At 73.3% G+C, this 23,961-nt stretch carries 17 protein-coding genes; 11 read left to right on the forward strand and 6 right to left on the reverse strand.

Annotation, left to right across the window (positions count from 1 at the left end; genetic code table 11):
- The first annotated feature begins 13 nt into the window (after positions 1-13).
- The 3 genes from J2Z33_RS15430 to J2Z33_RS15440 are packed head-to-tail and all read left to right on the forward strand — an operon-like array spanning position 14 to position 3,643.
- On the forward strand, positions 14-1,546 hold the full coding sequence (locus J2Z33_RS15430; protein WP_209842697.1) for a di-heme oxidoreductase family protein: 1,533 nt from the start codon (positions 14-16) through the stop codon (positions 1,544-1,546).
- Complete coding sequence (locus J2Z33_RS15435; protein ID WP_209842699.1) at positions 1,547-2,551, forward strand: imelysin family protein; 1,005 nt, start codon at positions 1,547-1,549, stop codon at positions 2,549-2,551.
- A gap of 3 nt (positions 2,552-2,554) precedes the next feature.
- On the forward strand, positions 2,555-3,643 hold the full coding sequence (locus J2Z33_RS15440) for a DUF1513 domain-containing protein (RefSeq protein ID WP_209842701.1): 1,089 nt from the start codon (positions 2,555-2,557) through the stop codon (positions 3,641-3,643).
- Positions 3,644-3,989: 346 nt separating this feature from the next.
- Here J2Z33_RS15440 and J2Z33_RS15445 read toward each other — a convergent pair whose 3' ends face one another.
- From J2Z33_RS15445 to J2Z33_RS15455, 3 genes are read right to left on the reverse strand one after another with little or no spacing between them, the layout of a single operon-like run.
- Positions 3,990-4,934 carry an ABC transporter substrate-binding protein gene (locus J2Z33_RS15445; RefSeq protein WP_209842703.1) on the reverse strand — a complete coding sequence of 315 codons (945 nt, stop codon included), beginning with the start codon at positions 4,932-4,934 and terminating at the stop codon, positions 3,990-3,992.
- Between the two features lie 32 nt (positions 4,935-4,966).
- Positions 4,967-5,968, reverse strand: a complete 1,002-nt coding sequence (locus J2Z33_RS15450) for an ABC transporter permease (protein WP_209842705.1) — start codon at positions 5,966-5,968, stop codon at positions 4,967-4,969.
- Positions 5,965-7,533: a sugar ABC transporter ATP-binding protein gene (locus J2Z33_RS15455; protein WP_209842706.1), complete on the reverse strand. Its 1,569-nt coding sequence runs from the start codon at positions 7,531-7,533 to the stop codon at positions 5,965-5,967. The genes J2Z33_RS15450 and J2Z33_RS15455 overlap by 4 nt, the downstream gene beginning before the upstream one ends.
- A gap of 209 nt (positions 7,534-7,742) precedes the next feature.
- On the opposite strand from J2Z33_RS15455, the gene J2Z33_RS15460 reads away from it, so the two are divergent.
- The 5 genes from J2Z33_RS15460 (at position 7,743) to J2Z33_RS15480 (ending at position 16,344) form a co-directional block, all read left to right on the forward strand.
- Complete coding sequence (locus tag J2Z33_RS15460) at positions 7,743-8,426, forward strand: alpha/beta hydrolase (protein WP_209842708.1); 684 nt, start codon at positions 7,743-7,745, stop codon at positions 8,424-8,426.
- A gap of 160 nt (positions 8,427-8,586) precedes the next feature.
- A complete protein-coding gene (locus tag J2Z33_RS18540; RefSeq protein ID WP_209842710.1) occupies positions 8,587-10,350 on the forward strand; it encodes a glycosyltransferase in 1,764 nt (587 codons plus the stop codon).
- 82 nt (positions 10,351-10,432) lie between these two features.
- On the forward strand, positions 10,433-10,786 hold the full coding sequence (locus tag J2Z33_RS15470; protein WP_209842712.1) for a response regulator: 354 nt from the start codon (positions 10,433-10,435) through the stop codon (positions 10,784-10,786).
- 78 nt (positions 10,787-10,864) lie between these two features.
- Positions 10,865-15,934 (forward strand): PAS domain-containing protein, encoded by a 5,070-nt coding sequence (locus J2Z33_RS15475; RefSeq protein ID WP_209842714.1) that lies wholly within the window; start codon positions 10,865-10,867, stop codon positions 15,932-15,934.
- Between the two features lie 20 nt (positions 15,935-15,954).
- Complete coding sequence (locus J2Z33_RS15480; RefSeq protein WP_342454209.1) at positions 15,955-16,344, forward strand: response regulator; 390 nt, start codon at positions 15,955-15,957, stop codon at positions 16,342-16,344.
- Positions 16,345-16,360: 16 nt separating this feature from the next.
- Here J2Z33_RS15480 and J2Z33_RS15485 read toward each other — a convergent pair whose 3' ends face one another.
- Together J2Z33_RS15485 and J2Z33_RS15490 are read right to left on the reverse strand one after the other, a co-directional pair.
- Positions 16,361-16,606 (reverse strand): hypothetical protein, encoded by a 246-nt coding sequence (locus J2Z33_RS15485; RefSeq protein ID WP_209842718.1) that lies wholly within the window; start codon positions 16,604-16,606, stop codon positions 16,361-16,363.
- 34 nt (positions 16,607-16,640) lie between these two features.
- A complete protein-coding gene (locus J2Z33_RS15490) occupies positions 16,641-16,856 on the reverse strand; it encodes a hypothetical protein (RefSeq protein ID WP_209842720.1) in 216 nt (71 codons plus the stop codon).
- Between the two features lie 194 nt (positions 16,857-17,050).
- Here J2Z33_RS15490 and J2Z33_RS15495 point away from each other — a divergent pair, with 194 nt between their 5' ends.
- Positions 17,051-18,061 carry a tagatose kinase gene (locus J2Z33_RS15495; protein ID WP_342454208.1) on the forward strand — a complete coding sequence of 337 codons (1,011 nt, stop codon included), beginning with the start codon at positions 17,051-17,053 and terminating at the stop codon, positions 18,059-18,061.
- A gap of 11 nt (positions 18,062-18,072) precedes the next feature.
- Here J2Z33_RS15495 and J2Z33_RS15500 read toward each other — a convergent pair whose 3' ends face one another.
- Complete coding sequence (locus J2Z33_RS15500) at positions 18,073-18,699, reverse strand: YcbK family protein (RefSeq protein ID WP_209842724.1); 627 nt, start codon at positions 18,697-18,699, stop codon at positions 18,073-18,075.
- A gap of 380 nt (positions 18,700-19,079) precedes the next feature.
- On the opposite strand from J2Z33_RS15500, the gene J2Z33_RS15505 reads away from it, so the two are divergent.
- Both J2Z33_RS15505 and J2Z33_RS15510 read left to right on the forward strand, forming a co-directional pair.
- Positions 19,080-21,269 (forward strand): right-handed parallel beta-helix repeat-containing protein, encoded by a 2,190-nt coding sequence (locus J2Z33_RS15505; RefSeq protein ID WP_209842726.1) that lies wholly within the window; start codon positions 19,080-19,082, stop codon positions 21,267-21,269.
- A 1,495-nt stretch (positions 21,270-22,764) separates the two neighbouring features.
- The gene (locus tag J2Z33_RS15510) at positions 22,765-23,958 is read left to right on the forward strand and encodes a low temperature requirement protein A (RefSeq protein ID WP_209842728.1); all 1,194 of its coding nucleotides are present in this window, start codon (positions 22,765-22,767) and stop codon (positions 23,956-23,958) included.
- Positions 23,959-23,961 lie beyond the last annotated feature (3 nt).

Below are 23,961 nucleotides of genomic sequence, written 5' to 3' on the forward strand. Positions count from 1 at the left end.
CGGACGGGCGGCCATGACCGGGCCTCGCCTGCTCCTCGCCGCCCTTGCGGTCGCGGGGAGCGCGTCATTGGCCGCGCCCCTGCTGGAGCCGCCGGGGGAGCCGCATCTGGCCATCGTGCCGCGCACGCCCGAGGAGGCGGCGCGGATCGCGGCCGTGACGGCGCTGGCGACCGACTTCTCGGCCCCCGCGAAGTTCGAGGACAAGCCCGCCGGCGCGGCGACCGTCCGCGCGCGGCAGAGCCGGGACGCCTTCTCGCAGTTCTCGGGCAACCTCGGCTTCGAGGGGCAGCTCGACTTCAAGATCGGCAACGGGCTGTTCCAGAAGAACTGGGTGCCCTCGCCCTCCTCCACGTTGGCCTCGGACGGGCTCGGGCCGCTGTTCAACGCGCGATCCTGCCAGGGCTGCCACGTCAAGGACGGGCGCGGGCAGCCGCCGGATGGGCTGTCGGACGGGCCGGAGGCGATGATCCTCAAGGTCTCGGTCCCCGGCGGGCCGGAGGACGCGGGGGCGGACATTCGCGACTACCTCCTCGCCACGCCCGATCCGGTCTATGGCGGGCAGATCCAGACGGAAAGCGTCGCCGGCCAGCCGCCCGAGGCGCGGCTGGAGATCGTTTACGAGGAGTTCGCCGTGCCGCTGTCGGAGGGCGAGACCGCGAACCTGCGGCGCCCGACCTACGTGCTGCACGACCTGGGCTTCGGCCCCCTCGCCCTCGGCGCGGTGCTGAGCCCGCGCGTGGCGCCGCAGATGATCGGCCTGGGATTGCTGGAGGCGGTGCCGACGGCCGACATCCTCGCCCTGGTGGACGAGGAGGACGCGGACGGCGACGGCGTGTCGGGGCGCGCGAACATCGTGCACTCGGCCGAGTTCGGGATGCCGATGCTGGGCCGCTTCGGCTGGAAGGCCGGGGTGCCCACGGTCAAGGAGCAGTCGGCCGCCGCCTTCGCGGGCGACATGGGGTTGTCCACCTCGCTCCACCCCGACGCGCATGGGGAATGCACCGAGGCGCAGGCGGCCTGCCGCGCCGCGCCGCACGGGGGCGACCCCGCCCGAGACGGGCTGGAGGTGGACGACGAGGCGCTGGACCTCGTGGCCTTCTACTCGCGCAACCTCGGCGTCCCCGCCCGGCGGGGCGAGGATGACGCGCAGGTGCTGCGGGGCAAGGAGGTGTTCCACGACACCGGCTGCGCGTCGTGCCACCAGCCGAGCTTCGTCACCCACCGGCTGGAGGACCGGCCGGAGCAGAGCTTCCAGCTCGTCTGGCCCTACACGGACCTCCTGTTGCACGACATGGGCGAGGGGCTCGCGGACCATCGGCCCGAGGGGCGCGCGACGGGCACGGAGTGGCGCACGGCGCCGCTTTGGGGCGTCGGGCTGACGGAACAGGTGAGCGGGCGGGCGACGTTCCTGCATGACGGGCGGGCGCGGAGCCTGCTGGAGGCGATCCTCTGGCACGGCGGCGAGGCGCGGCCGCACCGGGATGCCGTCGTGGAGATGCCCAAGGCGGAGCGCGACGCGCTGATCGCCTTCCTGGAGAGTCTGTAGATGCGCCTTGTCCTTGCCCTTCTGGCCTGCTGCGCGGGTCCGGCCGTCGCGCAAGAGCGCGCCGAGGTGATCCGCGACGTGGTGGGGAACCACGTCCTGCCGCGCTATGCCGCGCTGGACGAGGCCGCGCAGGACCTCGATGCCGCCGCGCAGGCGGACTGCGAGCCGGAGTCGCCCGCGCTGCGGGAGGCCTATGGCGAGGCCTTCGACGCCTGGATCGCGGCGAGCCACCTCCGCTTCGGGCCGTCCGAGGTGGAGGATCGCGCCTATGCGCTGGCCTTCTGGCCCGATCCGCGCGGGGACACGCCGGGGGCGCTGCGGGCGCTGATCCTTGAGGAGGACCCGGTCGTCGGGACGGCCGAGGGCTTCGCCGAGGTCTCCATCGCGGCGCGGGGATTCTACGGCATGGAGTTCATGCTGTATGACGAGGAGTTCGCCGGGTTGGGCGCGGAGGGCTACCGCTGCGACCTGATCCGGGCGCAGGCGCGCGACATCGCCCTGATCGCCGGGGCGATGCAGGAGGAGTGGACGGGGGGCTATGCCGACCTGATGCTCCGGCCCGGCGGGGACCGCTACCGGAGCGAGGCGGACGTGATCCAGGAGTTCTACGACGCGCTCGGCGCAGGGCTGGAGTTCACCGCCGATTCGCGGCTGGCGCGGCCCATGGGCGAGTTCGACGATCCCAAGCCCGCGCGCGCCGAAGCGCGGCGGTCGGGGCGGTCGCTGCGGCACGTGCGGATCTCGCTCGCCAGCCTCCACGACCTCGCGGAGCGGCTGATGCCGGAAGGGGTCGTGCATGACCACCTTGGGGCGGCCTTCGACCGCGCGGAGACCCTGGCCGCGCGGCTGGACGATCCCGTGTTCGCGGGCGTGAGCGATCCGACCGGGCGCTTCCGGGTCGAGGCCTTGAAGGGCGCGGTGGACCGGATCAGCGCGGTCGGCAACGAGGAGCTGGGCGCGGCGCTGGGCGTCGCGGCCGGCTTCAACGCTTCGGACGGGGATTGAGGCATGGCGACGCGACGCGGATTCCTGGCGGGGCTGGCGGCGGCGGCGCTGGTGCCGCGCCCGACCTGGGCCGACGTGGGCAGCCCCGACTTCCTCGCGGCGGCGAAGATGCCCGAGGGGGATTACGCCTTGGTGGGGCTGACGCGGGACGGGCGGGAGGTGTTCCGCCTCCCCCTGCCCGACCGGGGCCATGCCGCCGCCGCCCACCCCTCGCGCGCCGAGGCGGTGGCCTTTGCCCGGCGTCCGGGGACCTTCGCGGTCGTGATCGATTGCCAGAGCGGCGAGGTCCGCGCGCGGCTGGACGCGGCGGAGGGGCGGCACTTCTACGGGCATGGCGCCTACAGCCGCGACGGGCGGCTGCTGTTCACCACCGAGAACGATTACGGGGCCAACCGAGGCATGGTCGGCGTGCGCGACGCGACCGCCGGCTACGTCCAGATCGACGAGTTCCCGACCATGGGCGTCGGCCCGCACGAGATCGCGCGGATGCCGGGGACCGACATCCTGGTCGTGGGGAACGGGGGCATCGCCTCGCACCCGGACGCGGGGGACGTGGACCTCGACATTCCGGCGATGAAGCCGAACCTCGCGTATTTCAGCGAGGCCGGGTCGGTGCTGGAGGTGGTGGAGCTGGAGCCGGGCTTGCGGCGCGATTCCATTCGCCACCTCGCGCTGCGCGAGGATGGGCTGGTGGCCTTCGCGATGCAGTGGCACGGGGACGAAGGCGAGCCCGCGCCCCTTCTCGGGCTGCATCGGCGGGGGGAGGACGTGCGGCTGCTGTCCGCGCCCGGCCCGATGCAGGCGGAGATGGACGGGTATGCGGGGTCGGTCGCCTTTTCGCGCGATGGGAGCCGCGTCGCCATCTCCTCGCCGCCCGGCGGGCAGGCGCAGGTCTGGAACGCCGACAGCGGCGAGTGGATCGGCCGGCTGCGGCTGCGGGACGTGTGCGGGCTGAGCGCCGGGCCGGACGGGTTCACCGCGACCACGGGGACGGGCCTCGTCGTCGGGTTCGGCGGCGAGGCGGTGCTGTGGGACGTCGCGCACCAGGGGGCCTTCGACAACCATCTGGTGCGGCTGGCGGCGGATCTCTAGCACGGTCGCGCAGGGGTGCGGCGCCCGCGCGAGGGCGGGGGCGTCGTCGGGGGTGGAACCGGGGCGGGGGCCTTGGCCGATCCGCCCCCGGCGGAAGGGCCAGGACTGCATCTTGTCTCCTTGTGCTGACGATGGGTTCGGGGCGCGGGGAGCGCCGGTTGGGGGTGGCGCGAGGGACGCGCCTTGGCGATGTCGGTGGATGTGGGGCGCGCGGGGAATGCGCGCCCATGGGGTGATTCGGGGCTTTGAGGCCCGATCTGTTCCCACGATAGCAGACGGGGATGAAGGAACGGTTAAGGGCGGCACCGGACCCCGATGCCGCCCTCAGGATCTCTGCGAAGCCCGATCAGAACGGGCTGTCGGGGTAGTAGTAGTTCGCCGCGTTCTCGGGCGTGACCAGCTCGGAGCCGATGATGAAGCGGCCGGCCACGGGGGCGTCGGAGACGAGGCCCACGGCCGTCATCTCGATGGCGGTGGCGATCATCGCGGGCGGATAGGTGACGTTCGCCGGGATCATCGGGTCGCCCTCCTGCGTGCGCTGGATCATCTCCTTCATGCCCGCGCCGCCGAGGACGAACTTGACGTCCGACCGGCCCGCCTGCTCGATGGCGGCCAGCGCGCCCACGGCCATGTCGTCGTCCGAGGCCCAGACCGCGTCGATCTGCGGATACTTGGACAGGAAGTCCTGCATGACGGTGAAGGCGTTGTCGCGGTTCCAGTTGCCGTGCTCCATCGCCAGCACCTCGATGCCCGAGCCGGCGATGGCCTCCTCGAAGCCGGCCACGCGCTCGTTGTCGATGGTGGTGGGGATGCCGCGCAGGGCGACGATCTGGCCCCCCTCGGGGAGGGCCTGGGCCATGAACTCGCCGGAGACGCGGCCGAAGCCGGGGTTGTCGCCGGCGACGTAGAGGTCCTCGATGCCGGGCTGCGAGAGGCCCCGGTCCACGACGGTGATCCAGACGCCCTGGTCCGCCACGGCCTTGACCGGGCCGGTCAGCGGCTCGGATTCGAAGGGCAGGACCACGAGGGCGTCGATGCCGCGCGTGGCGACCATGTCCTCGATGTCGCTGACCTGCTTGGCCGGGTCCGAGGCGGTGGCGAGCACGAAGTCGAGCTGGGGATAGGCTTCCTCCAGCCGCTCCACGGCCGCTTGGGCGAAGTAGTTCATGCCGCCCGCCCAGCCATGCGTCGCGGCGGGGATGGAGACGCCGATCACCTGCGTCTCGTCCTGGGCGGCCAGCGGGCCGGCCAGCAGGGCGAGCGCGGCGGCGCCCGTCAGGATTCGTTTCATGTGGGTCCTCCCCTTTGGTGGTTGTTCGTTCGTCAGCCCTCGGGGCGTTGCTCCCGTTGCAGGATCACCGCGAGGACGATGATGACGCCCTGGATCGCGCCGTTGAGATACGGGCTGACCCAGTCGGTCAGGTTCAGGAGGTTGCCGATCAGCGACAGGATCAGCACGCCGACGACCGTGCCCCAGACGCGGCCGAAGCCGCCGCGCAGCATGGTGCCCCCGATGATGACGGCGGCGATGGCCTCCAGCTCCCACAGGACGCCGGTGGCGGCGGAGGCGCTGCCCAGGCGGGGGACATACATGATGGTGGCGATGCCGACGAGGAGGCCGAGGCCCACGTAGGTCAGCAGGCGCACCCGGTTCACGTCCACCGAGGAGTAGCGGGCCACCCGGTCGTTGGAGCCGATGGCGGCGCAGTAGCGGCCGAAGGCGGTCTTGCGCATCGCGATCTCGCCGAGGATCGCGACGAGGAGGAAGACGAGGATCGGCCAGGACACGCCCAGGAGCCCGCCGTAGTAGACGGGCCCGTAGGCGTCGCGGAGCGCGAAGTCCAAGGACAGCGTGCCGCCGTCGGCCACCCAGGTCACGAGGCTGCGGTAGATGCCCATGGTGCCGAGGGTGACGATGAAGGCCTCGATCCGCATTCGGGTGACGAGGATGCCGTTGATCCAGCCCGCGAGGAGGCCGCAAAGGAGCGCCACCCCCATGCCGGCGAGGATGGTCGTGGCCCCGGCCCCGAGCGACGGGACGAGGGCGTTCATCACCAGGATCATCAGGCCCGCGATGAAGGCCGCCATGGAGCCCACCGAGAGGTCGAGCCCCCCGGCGGTGATGACGAAGGTCATGCCCACCGCGATGATGCCGATGAAGGCCGAGCGGGCCAGCACGTTCGTCACGTTGGCGTAGCTGAGGAAGTTGGGGTTCATCAGCGCGCCGGCGATCACCAGCACGAGGAGGGCGACGATCGGCCCCAGGACGTGCAGGTTGATCGCGGGCCGCGCGCGGGCGGCTCCGGGCCGGGCGGTGGTGGTCATGCCGGGGACTCCTGGGCCACGGTTGCGTTGCGTTCCGTCCCGAGGCCCATGGCGAGGCGCACGATGGCGTCCTCGGTCTTGGTCGCGCCCTCGACCTCGCCGGCGAGGCGGCCCTGCCGCATGACGAGGACGCGGTCGGACAGGCCGATGACCTCGGGGAGTTCGGAGGAGACGACGACGACGGAGGTGCCGGCGGCGGCGAGGCGGTGGATGAGGTCGTAGATCTGCTGCTTGGTGCCGATGTCGATGCCGCGCGTCGGCTCGTCGATGATGACGATGCGGGGCTGCGTCAGCATGGTCTTGGCGAGCAGCAGCTTCTGCTGGTTGCCGCCCGACAGGTGGCCCGCGCGGGCGGCGCGCGAGGGGGCGCGGATGTCGAAGTCGCGGATGGCGGCGTCGAGGGCCGCCTCCTCGCGACGCCGGTCCACGAAGGGGCGGGCGAAGTCGCGTAGGGAGGGCAGCGTCAGGTTCTCGCGCAGGTCCTTGTCGAGGAGGAGGCCCCGGCCCTTGCGATCCTCGGTCAGGTAGGCGAGGCCGAGCGTTTGGGCGTCGCGGGGGGTGCGGATCGCGACGGGGCGGCCGTCGATTTCCACGGTGCCCGCATGGCGGCGCAGGCCCGCGAGGCCCTCCATGGCCTCGGTGCGGCCCGAGCCGATGAGGCCGGCGATGCCCAGCACCTCGCCGCGCCGGAGGTCGAAGGAGATGCCCTCGGCGTGGCCGGGGACGGACAGGTTGCGGACGCGGAGGGCCACGTCGGTCCCGAGGGGCGTCGCGCGGCGGGGGTAGAGGGCGGACAGGTCGCGGCCGACCATGGCCTCGGCCATCCTATCCTCGGTCATGTCCGCCGTCGGGCGGGTCAGGACCACGCGGCCGTCGCGCATCACCGTCACCCGGTTGGAGATGCGGCGCACCTCGTCGAGCTTGTGGGAGGTGAAGAGGAGCGCCACGCCCTCGGCCCGCAGGCGGTCGATCTGGTCGAAGAGCGCGGCGGATTCGCGGTGGGTGAGGACGGCGGTGGGTTCGTCCATGACGAGGACCCGCGCCTCTCGGCCGAGGGCCTTGGCGATCTCCACCATCTGCTTGTCGGGGGTGGACAGGTCGCGGACGCGGGCGCTGGGGTCGATGCGGGCCTGGAGGCGGTCGAGGAGGGCCGCCGTCCGGTCGCGCATGGCGCGCGTGTCGAGGACGAGGCCGCGCCGCAGCTCGCGGCCGAGGAAGACGTTCTCCTCGACCGTGAGCTCTTCGGCGAGGTTGAACTCCTGGTGGATGAGGACGACGCCCTGGGCCTCGGCGGCCTGGCTGTCGGGGAAGCGGGCGGGGCGGCCGTCGAGCAGGACCTCGCCGGAGGTGGGGCGGAGGTAGCCCGTCAGGATCTTCATGGTGGTGGACTTGCCGGCCCCGTTCTCGCCGATCAGGGCGTGCACCTCGCCGGGGCGGAGGTCGAGCGAGACGGAATGGAGCACCTGCACAGGGCCGAAGCTGCGGTCCACCGAGGCGAGCGCAAGGCGCGGCTCGGCGGGCGGGTGCCCGTGCTGAGGCCCGAGCTGAGGCCCGTGCTGCGGCATCCTCCGTTTCCCCCCTTCGGGCCGCCATTCGGCGTCCCCCTGCGGCCCCCCGCGTGTCCGTCCCGTTGCGGGGCGCGCGGCGGGGTCCCTCCCCTTGGGGGAAATCTATCGGCCCCGCGCCGCAGGTCAACGCGCCAGACGCCCTGCGCCCGCGATTGACGCGAGGGGATTGTCCGGCATTCTAACGGCTTCGACGTGGAGGGCATGGGATGGACGCGGGGCCGCTGGTGGTGCTGCTGCATGGGGTGGGCGCGCGGGGGCGCGACCTGGAGCCGCTGGCGCGGGCCATCGCGCGGGGCCTGCCCGGCGCGCGGACCGCCTGCCCCGACGCGCCGGAGCCCTGCGACTGGGACGCGGGGACGCGGCAGTGGTTCAGCCTGACGGCGGTCGCCGAGGAGGAGCGGCCCGCGCGGGTGCGGGCGGCGCGGGCGGGCCTGGACCGGGCCATCGGGGGGATCGTGGCGGCGGAAGGGATGTCGGGGAGCCTGGGGCGGGTGGCGCTGGTGGGGTTCTCGCAAGGGGGGACGATGGCGCTGGACGCGGTGGCCTCGGGACGCTGGCCGGTGGCGGCGCTGGCGGCGATCGCGGGGCGCTGGTCGATCCCGGCGCCGATGCGGCCGCCGGGCGGGACGCGCGTCCTGCTCCTCCATGGGGAGGCGGACCCGGTGGTGCCGGTGGCGGACGCGGGGCGCGCGGCGGCGGCGCTGGAGGGCGCGGGGCTGGCGGTGCGGGTGGCCACCTATCCGGGCGTGGGCCATGCCATCCCGCCCCGGGGCGTGGCGGCGGTGGTCCGCTTCCTGGCCGAGGCCCTGGCCGGGGAGGCTGGGACGGACACCGCCCCGCGCCCCGTCCCCGGCCCCGGTTCCGGCCCCGGCCCCGGCGGCTGGGCCTGACCACGGCGGCGACGCCCACGACGGCGGCGGAGGGGGGAGGTGGCGGGGGCGGCAGCCGGGCGGGCGGACGCGGGCCAAGTTTCGGATTGCGGTCGGGCCCCGGAATGCGGCACAGGACGCCCGATGGCCCCGCCGTGGCCCGAAGGACGCCTCCCGACCCGTGACCTCCTGGCTTGCCCCCTCCTCCCGCCCGGCCTTCGTGCGCCGCCTGCTGCTGCGGACCCGGGCGCGCGCCGCCCTGCGGCGGACCCTGGACCTCCTCGACCGCGACAGCCGGTCGCGCCGCCGCATCGACCTGCTGCGCGCCAAGCTGTTCAGCCTGGGCTTCACCGAGGAGCCCCTGGCCGACCTGGAAGCCGTGCTGCGCTCCGGGCGCCGCCCCCTCGACCGGGCGCTGGCGGGGCGGGAGCTGGCGGTCTGGCACCTGCGGCGGGGCACGGCGGACGGCTTCCGCGACAGCCTCGGCCTTGTGGCGGCGGCCCGCAGGCAGGGAGCGCCCGCCGACCTGCGCCGCCAGCTCCTGTCGGTGGAGCTGCTGGCGCTGCACGGCCTGGGCGACGCCGAGGCGGGCCGCGCCGCCCTGGAACGGGCGGAGGCGGCGGGCGAGGTGGGCGTGGACGCGCTCCTCGCCTGGTCCAACTTCCAGCCCGGCCCCGAGGCGCGGGTGGAGGTCATCAACGCCGCGCTGGCGCGGCACGGGATCGCGCCGCTGGCCCTGCTGCCCGAGGCGCCGGGGCTGCCGGCCTACGACCGGCTGGCGGCCCCGGGTCCCGCGCCGGGCTCGGCCGGGCGGGACGGGCCGCGCGTCACCGTGCTGATGGCGGCCTACGAGGCGGCGGCGACCATCGGCACCGCCCTGCGGTCGCTGCGCGCCCAGACCTGGGCCGACCTGGAGATCCTGGTGCTCGACGACGCGAGCCCGACGGACGCGATGGCCCGCGTGGTGCGGGCCCACGCCGCCGAGGACCCCCGCATCCGGCTGATCCGCCTGGAGCGCAACGGCGGGGCCTACATCGCGCGCAACCGCGGGCTCGACGAGGCGACGGGCGAGCTGGTCACCATCCACGACGCCGACGACTGGTCGCACCCCGCCAAGATCGAGACGCAGGCGCGGTTCCTGCTGGAGACCCCCCGGGTGATGGGCTGCACCTCGGAGCAGGCGCGGGTGCTGGACGACCTGAGCTTCCGCAAGCTGCGGGGCGGCGGCGGCTTCGTGACCTTCAACACCTCGTCCTTCCTGTTCCGCCGCGCCCCCGTGCGCGAGGCGCTGGGCTACTGGGACACCGTGCGCTTCGGGGCCGACAACGAGCTGATCCGCCGCGTCCAGCGCGTCTGGGGCGGCGGGGCCTTCCGCAAGCTGCCGACCGGGCCGCTGTCCTTCCAGCGCGACGCCGCCACCTCGGTCACCGGCGACGCGGTGAAGGGGATCGACGGCGGCTTCCACTATTACGGCGTGCGGCGGGACTACTTCGACGCGCAGCGCCACCACCACGTCCACGCGCGGTCGCTGCGCTATTCGGGCCGGCCCGGCGAGCGGCCCTTCGGCGTGGCCCCGATGATGCTCCCGCATCCGCCCGACCCGGTCCCGCGCCGGTTCGACGCCGTGTTCGTGGGCGAGTTCCGCCTCGCCACGCCCGCCGTCCTGGCGCTGGCGGCCGAGATCGCCGCCCGGCGCGCGCGGGGCGAGGTCCTGGGGCTGGTGGAGGCCTACGACTACCGCTTGGACCTGCCCGCCAACGCCGGGATGTGCGCCGAGCTGCGCGCCCTCGTGGATGGGGCGACGGTGCGCGCGCTGGTCTATGGCGAGGAGGCGGTGACGGCGCGGCTCGTGCCCGTGGGCCGCCCGACCCCTCTCGACCGGCTGCGCTTCGTCCCCCGGATCGTCGTGGAGGCGGAAGGGGACGCCGGCCCGGCGGCGCGCTGAATGGCGGGTGGAACTTGCCCTCGATGCAACCGGGGGTATAACTCGGGTCCGTGGCCCGCCGGGTCGATCATGCAGGGGCCCGATGAACATCCTGATCTGCGAGGACGACCCGATCATCGCCATGGACCTCGCCTGGACGCTGGAGGAGCTCGGCCACGCGGTCCTGGGGACGGTGGCGAGCGCCGCGCAGTGCCTGAGCCGCTGCGAGGAGCGGCGGCCCGACCTCGTGACGGTGGACCTGACGCTGATCGACGGGCGCACGGGGCTGGGGCTGGTCGCGGCGCTGGCCGAGCGGGGCATCCCGTCGATCATCGTCTCGGGCGAGGCGCGGCTGGTGCCCCGGCCGACCCCGGCGCTGGCGGTGCTGGAGAAGCCCTTCCGGGAGGACCTGCTGGCGCGGGCGCTGTCCGACCTGGACGGACCGAGGCGGGCGTGAGCGCGCGGGGCCGGGCCGGGCCCCCCCGCCGGCCGCGCCGATTGTTCCCCGGAATCGAACCGTGCTAGGGTTGCGCGCATGAATGTCCCCGTTCCCGACCGCGCGACCGCGACCGCCCCGGCGGGGCGGCACCTGATCGTGGCGATCGGCGCCTCGGCGGGCGGGTTGCAGGCGTTGCGCGCCCTGCTGGCCGAGGTGCCGGCGGCGAGCGGGATGACCTTCGTGCTGGTGCAGCACATGGGCGCGGGCGAGGACGGGCTCCTGCTCGACGCGGTGCGGCCCCTGAGCCCCCTGCCCGTCGAGATGGCGGCGCCGGGCGCCCCGGTCGCGCCGGGACGGCTGTTCCTGGCGCCCGCCGGGCAGGTGCTCCGGCTGCGGAAGGGGCGGTTCGCGCCGCGCCCGGCGCGCGGCGCGGTGGAGCGGCGCACGGCCATCGACCGGTTCTTCCAGTCGCTCGCCGCCGACGCGGGGCCCTGCGCGGTGGGGATCGTGCTGTCGGGATTCGGCTCGGACGGGGCGCTGGGGCTGGAGGCGATCCGGGCGGCCGGCGGCCTTGCCATGGCGCAGGCCCCCGAGACCGCCGCCCAGGGGGAGATGCCCGAGAGCGCGGCCTCGGGCGGGATCTGCGACCACGTGCTGGCGCCCGCCGACCTCGCCCGCGCGCTGCTGGGCCATGCCGAGCACGTGGGCCGGCTCCCCGACGGGGCCGAGCGGGTCGCGCGCCACCGCGAGATCCACGCGAGCCTGCCGCAGGTCTGCGACGTGCTGAAGCGCGTCACCGGCAACGACTTCCGGCACTACAAGCCGACGACGCTGGTCCGGCGGCTGGAGCGGCGGATGCAGGTGCTCCAGGTGGCCGGGATCGGCGACTACCTCGACCGGCTGGAGGCGGAGGAGGCCGAGGCGCGGACCCTGTTCCGCGAGCTGCTGATCGGGGTCACGAGCTTCCTGCGCGACCCCGAGGCCTTCGAGGCGCTGGCGGCGCGGGCGCTGCGGCCGCTGCTCTCGGGGCGCGCGCGCTCGGACGAGCTGCGGATCTGGGTGCCCGGCTGCGCCACCGGCGAGGAGGCCTATTCCATCGCCATGCTGGCGCGCGAGGCGATGGACGGGCTGGAGAGCCCGCCGCGCGTGCAGATCTTCGCCACCGACATCGACGAGCGGGCGCTGGCCGCCGCCCGGCGCGGCAGCTACCCGCAGGGGATCGCGGCGCAGGTGGGGCCCGAGCGGCTCGGGCGGTTCTTCGTCCGCAAGGGCCGGCGCTACCAGGTGACGCCCGAGCTGCGCGAGATGTGCCTGTTCACGGCGCACAACCTGGTGTCGGACCCGCCCTTCTCGCGGCTGGACCTCATCTCGTGCCGCAACCTGCTGATCTACCTGGGGCCGCATCTCCAGAAGAAGCTGTTCCCGGTGTTCCACTACGCGCTCAAGCCCGGCGGCTACCTGTTCCTGGGCTCCTCCGAGAGCCTGGGCGGGCACGGGGAGCTGTTCCGGGCCGTGGACGCGCGGGCGCGGCTGGCGCAGCGCAAGGAGGCGCGGGGCGTGCCGCCCGGCGGCCTGCGCGAGTTCGGCGGCCAGGGACTGCCGGGGTTCCGGGGCGGCGAGACGCTGGCCGGGACCATGGGCGAGCCCGACCTGGGCGCCATCGCGCAGCGCATCCTGCTGACCGAGTTCGCGCCGCGCTACGCCATCGTCGGCGACCAGGGGCAGGTCGTTCACCTGTCCGAGGGCGTGGAGCATTACCTGCGGCCGCCGGTGGGCAGCTTCTCGCAGAGCATCACCCGCATGGCGCGGCGCGGGCTGTCGGCGGGGCTGCGATCGGCCCTGACGGAATCGGCGCAGCGGCGGCGCACGGTGGTGCGCGAGCTGCCGGCGGTGCAGACGCTGGAGGGCTCGGCGCGGGTGCGCCTCACGGTGCAGCCGATGCCGGAGCTGGGCCACGGCGAGGGGCTGCACCTCATCGTCTTCGAGGACCTGGGCGGCCCCCTGCCCCGCGCGCCCGGCGAGGCCGCCGCCGCGCGGCCCGACGCCGAGGCGATGATCGAGGCGCTGGAGCGCGAGCTGGCCCGCACGCGGGAGGAGCTGGAGCGCGCCGCGCAGGACCAGGAGGCCGCGAACGAGGAGCTGAAGTCCTCGAACGAGGAGCTCCTGTCGATGAACGAGGAGCTGCAGTCCGCCAACGAGGAGATGGAATCCTCGAAGGAGGAGGTGCAGGCCGCCAACCGGCGGCTGGAGCAGGTCAACGCCGACCTGGAGAACCTGCTGCGCTCCACGCGGATCGCGACGGTGTTCCTCGACCGCGAGGGGCTGGTCCGCAGCTTCACGCCGGCCGCCGCCGAGATCTACAACCTGCGCCCGAGCGACCTCGGCCGCCCGCTGGAGGAGCTTCGCAGCCGGCTCCGTGACCTGCCGGACGTGCCGGGCTTCGCGGACGTGGCGGGGCTCGACAGGCCACTGGAGCACGTCGCGCGCCACGCCGACGGGCGCTGGTTCCTGCGCCGCGTCCTGCCCTACCGCGACGGCGAGGGACGGGCGGACGGCGTGCTCGTGACCTTCGTGGACATCTCGGTGCAGACGCGCGCCGAGGAGGAGCGCGCGCGGGCGGCGGCGCTGCTGTCGGCGGTGGGCGAGACGACGCCCGACCTCATCTACGTCAAGGACCGGCAGGGGCGGCTCCTGTACGCCAACCCGGCGACGCTGCGTGTGATCGGGCGGCCCGCGTCGGAGGTGCTGGGGCGCACGGAGGCGGAGTTCCACGACAACCCCGCCGAGACCGAGGCCATCCTCGCCGCCGACGCCGGGGTGATCGCCGCCGGCGAGACCCGGGTCGTCGAGGAGCGCTTCACCTCGCCCGACGGGGTGACGCGGACCTTCCGCTCCACCAAGTCGCCGATGCGCGACGACGCGGGGGAGGTGGTGGGCCTGGTGGGCGTCACCGCCGAGATCACGCAGGCCAAGAAGGCCGAGGAGGCGCTGCGCGCGGCGCTGGAGTTCAACCGCCGCGTGCTCGACAGCTCGGGCGACTGCATCAAGGTGCTGTCGCTGGGCGGCCGGCTGGAGAGCATGAGCAGCGGCGGGATGCGGGTCATGGAGGTGGACGACTTCGCGGCGCTGCGCGGGTCGTTCTGGCCGGACTACTGGGAGGGCGAGGCCCGCGACGACGCCCTCGCGGCGCTGGAGGAGGCCCGGCAGGGGCGGACGGGGCGGTTCCGGGGGCCGGCGCCCACGGCCAAGGGCACGCCCAAGCACTGGGACGTGGTGGTGACGCCGATCCTGGGCGCGGACGGGCGGCCCGAGAAGCTCCTGTCGATCTCGCGCGACATCACCGAGGAGCGCCGCGCCGAGGAGCGGCTGCGCGAGGCGGCGACGGTGGTGGAGAACATGGACGAGGGGTTCCTCGTCATGGACGAGGGCTTCCGCGTCAAGCAGATCAACGCCGAGGGGCTGCGGATCGACGGCCGCCCCGCCGAGGCGATCCTGGGCCGCCACCTGCTGGAGGTCTGGCCCGAGTCGGAGGCGCTGCCGACCTGGCCGCTGTATCAGGCCGCGATGGCCGAGCGGCGGCCCGTGGAGGCGGTCTACCAGCACCGATCGGACGCCCACGACGTGTGGCTGGAGGTGCGGGCCTACCCGGTGGGCGACGACCTCGCGGTGTTCTACCGGGACGTGACCGACCGCGAGCGGGCGCGCGAGGCCCAGGCCGCGAGCGAGTCCCGCCTGCGCGAGACCTCGCGGCGGCTCGACGCGGTGCTGGCCAACACGATGATGGCGGTCTTCGTCATGGACGAGCGGCAGCATTGCGTCTTCGCCAACGCCGCCGCCGAGAGGCTGACCGGCTACCGCCTGGAGGAGATGCAGGGGCGGCCGCTGCACGACGTGATCCACCACACGCATCCCGACGGCCGGCCCTACGCGCTGGAGGACTGCCCCATCGACCGGGCCTTCCCCGAGAACAACCAGACCCAGGGCGAGGAGGTCTTCGTCCACCGGGACGGGCGGTTCTATCCGGTGGCCTTCACCGCCTCGCCCATCCGGGACGAGGCGTCGCGCACGGTCGGCACCATCATCGAGGTGCGCGGCATCGGCGAGGAGCGCGCCGCCCGCGAGGCGCTGGCCGAATCGGAGGCGCGGTTCCGCACCATCGCCAACGCCATGCCGCAGATGGTCTGGTCCACCCGCGCCGACGGGCATCACGATTACTTCAACGACCGCTGGTACGAGTTCACCGGCGTCGCCCCGGGCTCGACCGACGGCGCGGGCTGGGCGGAGGCCTTCCACCCCGAGGACCGGGAGCGGGCCGGGGCGCTGTGGCGACGCTGCCTCGCCACGGGGGAGCTCTACGAGATCGAATACCGGCTGCGCCATCGAGGCGGCGCCTTCCGCTGGGTGCTGGGCCGCGCCCTGCCCGTCCGCGACGAGGCGGGAGCGATCCGGCGCTGGATGGGCACCTGCACCGACATCGAGGACCGCAAGCGCATCGAGGCCGAGCTGGCCGAGGCGCTGGCGGTCAAGGAGGTGCTGCTCCAGGAGGTGAACCACCGCGTCAAGAACAGCCTCCAGCTCGTGACCTCGCTGCTGATGCTCCAGGCGGGGCAGGCGCGAGACCCGCAGCTCCGTCAGGCGCTGATGGAGGCGCGCGGGCGGCTGTCGGTGGTGGCGAGCCTGCACCAGCGGCTCTATTCGACCAGCCAGCACGACCGGGTGGACTTCGGCGACTACCTGCGCGACCTCGCCGAGGAGACGCTGCGCTCGCTCGACCCCTCGGGGCGGGTGACGCTGGCGGCCGAGGTCGAGGCGGGCGTGGTGGTGCCGTTGCAGCAGGCGGTGCCCCTGGCGCTGGCGGTCAGCGAGATCATCACCAACGCGGTGAAATACGCCTTCCGCGACCGGGCCGGCGGGCGGGTCGAGGTGACGTTGCGGCAGGGCCCCGAGGGGGCGCGGATCGAAGTGGCCGACGACGGCGTTGGCCTGCCGGAGGGCTTCGACCCTGCGCGGTCGGGTGGCCTGGGGATGAAGATCGTCACCGCCCTGGTGCGGCAGGTCCGGGGCGAGCTGGAATTGGCGGGCGACGCGCCCGGGGCGCGGTTCGTCATCCGCCTGCCGGCCCGGCACCTGGCCCAGCCGGAGCCGGACGGGGCGGGAAGCCCATAGGAAGGGAGAGCCCGTTGCGGGTGCTGATCGTCGAGGACGAGGCCCTGGTGGCCTTGGAGCTGGAAGCCATGCTGGCGATGGCCGGCCACGAGCCGGTGGGCTCGGCCGACGACCTGCCTTCGGCGCTGCGCGAGGCGGAGGCGGGGCGGCCCGACCTCGCGCTCGTGGACGTGCGGCTCGGGGCGGGCGGCAGCGGGATCGAGGTGGCGGCGGCGCTGCGCGCGCGCGACCTGCCCGTGCTCTTCGCGACCGGCAACTGCCCTGCCGAGGCTGGTCGCGCGCTGGCGCTGGGCTGCCTCCACAAGCCGTTCAGCGACTTTGCCCTCGCCTCGGCCATGCAGGCCGTCGACCGCGTGCTGCGCGGCGAGCGCCGTCCCGATGTCCTGCCGGCGGCCTTGCACCTTTATTGAGCGCGCGGCCCGCGGCTCAGACCCCGGTCTCGCGGCGAACGGCCTCGGGCCGGGACGGCGCGGTGGCGCGCTCCTGCCGGCGGCGGCTGGCGTTGAAGGTGAGCACCTGCGCCAGCGAGCCCGCCGGCGGCCCGTCGCCGTCGAGCTCGGCCGCGGCCCGCTCCAGCCGGCGGAGCGCGTGGTCGAGGGCGCGCGTGCCGTGGCGCTGCTGGTAGGCGCGGGCCTGGTCGATGAACTGCCCCACGTGGTCGGCCAATGTCATGTCGTCTCTCCGGTCTGGGCGCATGAGGACCTCCTCATGCGGTGGCGTGCCCGGCCTTGGGGCGCGCGGGTTCCTGGGCGCTGCCGTCCGCCAGGGCGTCCTGGCTCAGGATCAGGGCCCGTTCGGCCTCGATGGCGCGCAGCATCGCCTCCAGGGCGCGGGCGGTCCCGGAGAATCCGGTGCGCGCCGCGATCAGGGCATAGGCGCTGCCTTGCCGGTGCAGGGTGTCAAGCTCGTCCAGCCTCGTCATGTTCTTCTTCCTTGATGGAAGTTGCAGGAATGAGTCGAGGTTTGCGCCATCTCGGTTAAGGGCGTCTTAACGGGGCATGGGGACGGAACGGGAGGCCGGCAGGAATCCGCGCGGCGGCGGCGGGCGGGCGCGGGCTGGCCCTCGGGACGCCGGCGGGCCTAGAGTGGCGCGGGACCGGGATGGGAGGGGCGGGCGTGACGACGAAGGGCGGAGCGGCGTCGGACGGGCGTCGCGGCGGGCTCGCGCCGGACGCGGCCGGGCCGACGGTGGTCATCGGCGAGATCCTGGTGGAGATCATGGCCACGACGCGCGGGCCGGGCTTCCCGGAGCCGATGCCGCTCGTGGGCCCCTTCCCGAGCGGCGCCCCGGCGATCTTCGCCGACCAGTGCGCGCGGATGGGCGGCACGGCGGGCCTCGTGGCGGCGGTGGGCGACGACGACTTCGGGCGGCTCTGCCTGCGGCGGCTCGCGGCGGACGGGGTGGACGTGTCGGCGGTCCGCGCCTGGCCCGACGCCCCGACCGGCACCGCCTTCGTGCGCTACCGCGACGATGGATCGCGCGACTTCGTCTTCAACATCGCGCGGTCGGCCGCCGCCCTGGTGAGCCTCGACGAGCCGGCGCGGCGGCTGATCGCCCGCGCGGGCCACCTCCACGTCATGGGCAGCGCCTTCGCCATCCCCGGGCTCCGGCCGCTGCTCGATCACGCGCTGGATGCGGTCCGCGACCGGGGCGGCAGCGTGTCGCTCGACCCCAACCTCCGCAAGGAGCTTGCCGGGGACGGCGAGGCGCGGGCGAGGCTCGACCGGGTGATCGACCGGGCCGACCTGCTGCTGCCGTCGGGGGAGGAGCTTCTCGTCGCGGCCGGCGCCGGGGACGAGGACGCCGCTCTGGCGGCGCTCTTCGCGCGCGGGGTGGGCGAGGTGGCGCTCAAGCGCGGGCGGGAGGGGGCCACCTGGTTCGGCTCGGACGGATCGCGCCACGACGCACCGGCCTTCGACGTGCCGGAGGTCGATCCCACCGGCGCGGGCGACTGCTTCGGCGGCGCCTTCGTGGCCGTCCGCCGGCTCGGCCTGATCCCCGAACGGGCCCTGCTTTATGCCAGCGCGGCGGGCGCCCGGAACGTCACGGTCCTGGGGCCGATGGGCGGCGCCGGGACGCGGGCGGAGCTCGACGCCTTCATCGCCGCCACCCCGAGGCGGGGCTAGGCGGCGCGGCCTCAGGCGCTCCAGGTCCGCAGCGGGCCCGTGTCGATGTGGGTGAACGCGCGCTCGTGGTAGCGTCCGACACCGCCGACCTGCAGCCATTCGGCGTAGTCGGCCACCTGCTCCATCGGGACGCCCTCAAGCCGGATGTCGGAGGCGCGGCGGCGCGTGTGATAGCTGTTGGACGCCGCCCCGCCGCCCTGCCGCTGGAGCATGGCGTTGGTGCGCCGGGTGCGGAAGCCCGACAGCAGCTCGATCCGGCCGGAATGGCCGTCCTGGCGCGCGGCGGTCGAGAGCGCGGCCAGGGCCCAGTAGAGGCGCGGGTCGATCTCGGGGTGCCGGTTCTCGCGCCAGTCGCGGAACATCCAGTCGAGAGCGCGGATCGCCCGGCCGTCGTAGCGCCCGTCGTCCGCGAAGCGGAGCGCCAGATGCTCGTGGGTGTTGGCGTTGGTGATGTCGAGATAGGTGTCCGTCGCCGGGATCAGGCCGTCGAGGCGGCTGCCCGGCCGCCAGGGCGACGGCAGGGCCTCGTAGCGGCCCGCGCAGCCGCCGAGCACCGGCAGGGCCGCCCCGCCGGCGAGGAGGCGAAGGGCGGTCCGCCGGGCGGGGCGGGCCGGAGCCTGAGGATCGCGGCACGTCATGCGAGTCTCCATCGAGCGATTCCGATCTCCCGGCTCCGGACGCTAGCACCGGGCCCGCGCGCCGGGAACGGCCCGGCGCGGCAAGGGCGACGGCCTGTGGCGGCGACGCAATGCCGCCCCGCCGAAATGAAATGGGGCCGCGCGTTTCCGGAATTGCGCGATTCCAGCCCGTCGCAGCCTCCATGCGGGCTAGAGCCTTGCGTTCCCCGGTTCGGGCGCGGCGCGGGTGCCCGGCCCCGGGACGGTTGCCATCGTGGAAAGACTATTTCCTTAAATTGCTGGAACTTGCCGGTTACGGCGCGCGCGGTGCGGCTGTAATCTGCCCCCATGGCGCCGCCCTCCGCGCCGGCTGGGGCAGCTTTCCCGGAGAAGGATCAGGCATGACCGCGACGACCATCACAGTTTCCACGCAGCAGGAACTCAGTTCCGCCCTGGCGCGGGCAACGGGAGGCGAAACGATCCTGCTCGCGCCCGGGGATTACGGCGATCTGGCCCTGCGTTCCTCGAATTTCGCGTCGCCCAGCCCGGCCGTCACCATCGCGTCGGCGGACCCGGCCGATCCGGCGAGCTTCTCCGGCCTCGGCCTGCATGGCGTGTCGAATCTCAGGCTCGATGGGCTCCTGTTCGACTACACGTTCAGCTCGGGGGATCCGGCCTTTTCATCTCCGTTCGCGGTGTCCGGTTCGACGAACATCGCCATCGTCAACTCCGTGTTCGACGGGGACGTGGCGCAGGGCGTGTCGTCGGTGAGCGACGGCTACGGCACCGCGAGGGGCCTGAGCGTCTCGAACAGCAGCGGAGTCACCATCGAGGGGAACGAGTTCCGCGTGTTCTATCGCGCGTTGGTGGTGGGCAACTCGAGCGACATCCTCGTCAAGGATAACGATATTCATTCGATCCGCATGGACGGGATGAACTTCGCCGATGTCCAGGGCGTCACCATTGAGGGCAACTACATCCACGACTTCCAGGCGTCGCTGCTGTCGGGCGACCATCGCGACATGATCCAGTTCTGGACGACAGGCACGAGCGAGGCCAGCCGCGACATCGTCATCCGCGACAACCTCCTCGACATCGGACTGGGCGACAGCACGCAGTCCATCTTCATGCGGAACGAGGAGGTCGACTCCGGGCGGGCGGGCGAGGAGCTGTTCTATCGCAACGTGCTCATCGAGAACAACACGATCATCAACGCCCATCTCCACGGCATCTCTGTCGGCGAGACGCTGGGCCTGACGATCCGGGACAACTCCGTGCTCCACGCCGACGGGCGGCTGGCGGACGGGCAGGACCCCAGCGTGGAGATCCCCCGGATCAGCGTGGCCGCCGCCTCGACCGATGTTCTCATCGAGGGCAACCTCTCGGGAGGCATCCGTTCCGCGACCGACTTCCCGACCTGGACGGTGCGCGACAACATGACGGTACAGGACCAGAACCCCCTCGCCGAGGGCTGGTACGGCGACCTGTTCATCGCCTCGACCCTGGCGAACGACGCCGACCTGCGGCTCGTCGCGCTGCCGGGCGGCGAGATCGCAGCCACGGGCGTCGGCTCCTCCGCCACCAGCGCGGCGGGCCTCGGCCTCACGCCCCTGTTCCACCTTTCGGCGCCCGATGCCGCCACGCGGGTCTTCGACGCCTCGGTCTCGTCCTATGGCGCCGGCTACCTCCCGGCGGGCACGAGCTTTCACTGGACCTTCGGCGACGGCACCACGGCCGAAGGCGTGAAGGTCGCCCATTCCTACACGCAGGGCGGCACCTACGCCGCCGTCCTCACGGTCACGCTGCCCGACGGATCGTCGGCCACGGAGCAGCTCGACATCGTGGTCCGGGAACCCGAACTCCTTCGGCTGGGAAGCACGGGCTTCGTCGCGACCGAGGCGGGCATCGAGAGCGCGCTCGGCGCGGTGGCGCAGATCACGGCGGACGGGCTCCAGCTCGGCGCGACGGGCACGACGGTCGCGGTCGAGCGCGAGCACGTGGCCGACGTGGTGGGCAGCGACGACATGACGATCGCCTTCAGCCTGGACGCCGACCGGGCCGGGGCCTCGGGCGAGCTGTTCCGGCTCCATGGCAGCTTCATCGCCGCGGTGAACACGGCGGGCGAACTGGTGTTCCAAGTGATGCGGGACGATGAGGCCACTGCCGTCGTCACAACGGTCGGAGCCGCGCTGAACGCGACCGCCGACGTGTGGCACGACGTGGTGATCGACCTGCATGAAGGGGACCTGGACATCTGGGTAGACGGGCTGCTCCGGGCGCACATGGACGACCTGGGAGTCGTGGGCGGCACGGGATTCGGCTCTCAGATGCTCATGTTCGGCAACCCCTGGGGGCGCACGAACTTCGACGGCGACCTGGGCGCCTTCGTGCTCTCGGATGATGACGGGAGCTTCGCGGACAGCCCGGAAACAATCGTGATCGAGGCGGAGCTGCGGAACTTTTCGGACCCAAACCTTCTCGTCCCGGCCACCTCCGCCATCGAGGCGTTCGGGGCGGCCTTCGGCGATTTCCTGCCCGCCTGGGCCGACGCCTTCAACGACCTGCCGGAGACGAGCGCGGGGGCGGCCTGAGCCGAATGCGGGCCTGGGGTCGCACCTTTGGTTCGTTCGGGCCCGCGGTGGGCTGGCTCTCGACCCGCCGGGACAAGGACCGCGACTCGGCGTCCCGCCGTAGGTTGCCTCATGGATGCAGGGGATGTCGCAAGTTCCGTGGAAGGGAGCGGCGAACCGACTGGAGGCTCCGGCGCGGCATCGGACCTTCAACTCAGGCGTCCCGCCGTCCTGTCGGGCTGCGGCCCGGTTCCCGCTTCGGCGCTCGGACGGGCATCGCGACGAGTCGGCTGGGGCGCGGGACAATGGAGGTCGAGGGCCTTCGTCAAACTTGGCAAATCGGCGCACGCGTCGGGACTCGGCCTTGGCAGAAGGCCGGACGGCGGGAACCGGTCCTGCGATCGTTCGCCCAAGCCACCCGCCCTGCGCCAATCCGATCGCCGAGGGTGTCCGGGGTTCGGTGAGCCCTCTGACGGAATGTCGCGCGGCAGGGTGCAATTGGGGGGTGAGGCGTCGCCAGAGGCGGTCCCTGTCGCGGAGCACGAGAGCTCGGATAATAGGTGACGGGGCTGGAGGTTAGGGGAATGGCCGCCTACGGTGCGCGGTCAGGCGTGATCGGGCCGCGGTGGTGCCTGCAAGTCCCGTCCGTGGGCCTGCCGAAGGGAGAGGCCCGAATGGCGAGGATGCGACAGGCCGCGAGCCGGTCCATCGCGCGGATCGAGCGGCGGTTGGGTCCGGGAGCGATCTTGGCGACGGTACTGCCGGGGCAGCGGTGGGATCGGGAGGAGGAGCCTTCGAGGACCGGGCGGGGGAGACCGTGCGACTTGGGTCGGCCGCTCTGCGGCCGGGCCGGTGGCGGGTCGCCTCGGTGGCGCGGGCTGCGGTCCGAGCGCGGCGTCGGCCGGCGAGCCGCCCGTTCCATGGCGCATGTTCGAGGTCCCGTGGCCCGGCGACGGTTGGGACGGAGAACGGTAGTGTCTGGACGGGCCGCGACGGGGCTTGGAGACCGGCAGCCGGATCGCGGTTCGGCCGCCCGCGCGCCGGGAATTGGTCGGGTGGACGCACCTGCAAGCGTCGCGTGGCCTTGGTGGCCCGGCAAGCCCCCAGGAGCGGACACGCGATGTCGAGGACGGACCGCCCCCACCGAGCCGGCAGGCGGCAACCGCCCGCCGCCCGGATGCGCCGGGCATGGTTGCCGGGCAGTGGCAGGCAGCGTTGAGACTGCGAATGAAAGCCTGCCGATCAGCCGGCGACGCAACGCATCGTAGCCGGAACCGAAGCCGTGTCGGCCATGCACGCCCGAGTAGTGGCTGTCCATGTCGGTGCCGCGAGCCATTTGAGCACGTCTGGCGGACGGGTATCGGCGGCTCGCATTCCGTCCTGGCCGGGGCTGGCGGCGGTCGTCGCCTGGGTCTGGGCCAGCATCGGACTTCCGACCCGGGATGGAAGGCGCGACGGCGCTCGCCTTTCCCGCCGCCGCGCTAGGTCGTCGGGCAGGGCCGGCGGAGGGAGCAGCATGGTCGAGGCGACATCGCGCCATTGGCTCCGCGACCGCGAGGGGGACGAATCCGCCGAGGTCACCTATGTCGAGCTGTTCTTCGACCTCGTCTTCGTCTTCGCGATCACCCAGCTCTCGCATTACCTGATCGACAACCTCACCGCCGAAGGGGCGATGCGGGCGCTGCTGCTGTTCCTCGCGGTGTGGTGGGTGTGGATCTACACCTCCTGGGTCACCAACTGGCTCGATCCGGAGCGGACGCCGGTGCGGCTGCTGATCTTCGCGCTGATGCTCGCCGGGCTGATGATGTCCATCGCCCTGCCCGGCGCCTTCGAGGACCGGGGCCTCGCCTTCGCGCTGGCCTATGTCGCCATGCAGGTCGGGCGGTCCTTCTTCATGGTCTGGGCGCTGATCCTCGCCCGCCACGACGGACGGATCAACTTCCAGCGGGTGGCGGTCTGGCTGCTGCTGTCGGGCGCGTTCTGGATCGCCGGCGCCTTCGCCGAGGGCGACGCCCGCTTCGGGCTCTGGACGCTGGCGGTGGGGATCGAGCTCCTGTCGCCCTCCATCGGCTTCTGGCTGCCGGGCCTTGGGCGGGCCTCGCCCGAGGACTGGGACGTGGAAGGGCCGCACTTCGCCGAGCGCTGCGGGCTCTTCATCATCATCGCGCTGGGCGAATCGCTCCTCCTCACCGGGGCGACGCTGGAGGAGCACGAGTTCACGCCCGCCAACCTCGCGGGGCTCGTGGCGGCGCTGGCGACGGCGGTGACGATGTGGTGGATCTACTTCGACACCGGCGCCCGCCGGGGCGAGCGCGCGCTGGAGCGGTCGGAGACGCCCGGTCGGCTCGCGCAGATCGCCTATACCTACCTGCACATGCCCATCGTCGCCGGTATCGTCGTCACCGCCGTCGGCGACGAGAAGGTGCTGGCCGACCCCCTGGGCGTGAGCGACTGGGGCGTGGCCGCCACGATCCTGGGCGGTCCGGCGCTGTTCCTCCTGGGCAACCTCCTGTTCAAGATGGCTGTCGCGGGGCGGCTGCCGCTGTCGCATCTCGCGGGGCTCGTGGTGCTGCTGGCGCTGGCGCTCGCGCCCTGGGTGGTCGAGCCCCTGCTCCTGAGCTGGGGCTCGACGGTGGCGCTGCTGGTCGTGGCGGCGCTGGAGTGGCGGCTGGCCCGGTCGCGCACCGCCGCCGCCGCCAAGGTCACCTGAGGG

This window comes from Rubellimicrobium aerolatum, from assembly GCF_017872975.1.
GTDB classification, from domain to species: Bacteria; Pseudomonadota; Alphaproteobacteria; order Rhodobacterales; family Rhodobacteraceae; genus Rubellimicrobium; species Rubellimicrobium aerolatum.

Coding starts and splice junctions, on each gene's coding strand:
- J2Z33_RS15430 (WP_209842697.1), top strand. CDS start 14: ATGACCGGGCCTCGCCTGCTCCTCGCCGCCCTTGCGGTCGCGGGGAGC.
- J2Z33_RS15435 (WP_209842699.1), top strand. CDS start 1,547: ATGCGCCTTGTCCTTGCCCTTCTGGCCTGCTGCGCGGGTCCGGCCGTC.
- J2Z33_RS15440 (WP_209842701.1), top strand. CDS start 2,555: ATGGCGACGCGACGCGGATTCCTGGCGGGGCTGGCGGCGGCGGCGCTG.
- J2Z33_RS15445 (WP_209842703.1), bottom strand. CDS start 4,934: ATGAAACGAATCCTGACGGGCGCCGCCGCGCTCGCCCTGCTGGCCGGC.
- J2Z33_RS15450 (WP_209842705.1), bottom strand. CDS start 5,968: ATGACCACCACCGCCCGGCCCGGAGCCGCCCGCGCGCGGCCCGCGATC.
- J2Z33_RS15455 (WP_209842706.1), bottom strand. CDS start 7,533: ATGCCGCAGCACGGGCCTCAGCTCGGGCCTCAGCACGGGCACCCGCCC.
- J2Z33_RS15460 (WP_209842708.1), top strand. CDS start 7,743: ATGGACGCGGGGCCGCTGGTGGTGCTGCTGCATGGGGTGGGCGCGCGG.
- J2Z33_RS15470 (WP_209842712.1), top strand. CDS start 10,433: ATGAACATCCTGATCTGCGAGGACGACCCGATCATCGCCATGGACCTC.
- J2Z33_RS15475 (WP_209842714.1), top strand. CDS start 10,865: ATGAATGTCCCCGTTCCCGACCGCGCGACCGCGACCGCCCCGGCGGGG.
- J2Z33_RS15485 (WP_209842718.1), bottom strand. CDS start 16,606: ATGACATTGGCCGACCACGTGGGGCAGTTCATCGACCAGGCCCGCGCC.
- J2Z33_RS15490 (WP_209842720.1), bottom strand. CDS start 16,856: ATGACGAGGCTGGACGAGCTTGACACCCTGCACCGGCAAGGCAGCGCC.
- J2Z33_RS15500 (WP_209842724.1), bottom strand. CDS start 18,699: ATGACGTGCCGCGATCCTCAGGCTCCGGCCCGCCCCGCCCGGCGGACC.
- J2Z33_RS15505 (WP_209842726.1), top strand. CDS start 19,080: ATGACCGCGACGACCATCACAGTTTCCACGCAGCAGGAACTCAGTTCC.
- J2Z33_RS15510 (WP_209842728.1), top strand. CDS start 22,765: ATGGTCGAGGCGACATCGCGCCATTGGCTCCGCGACCGCGAGGGGGAC.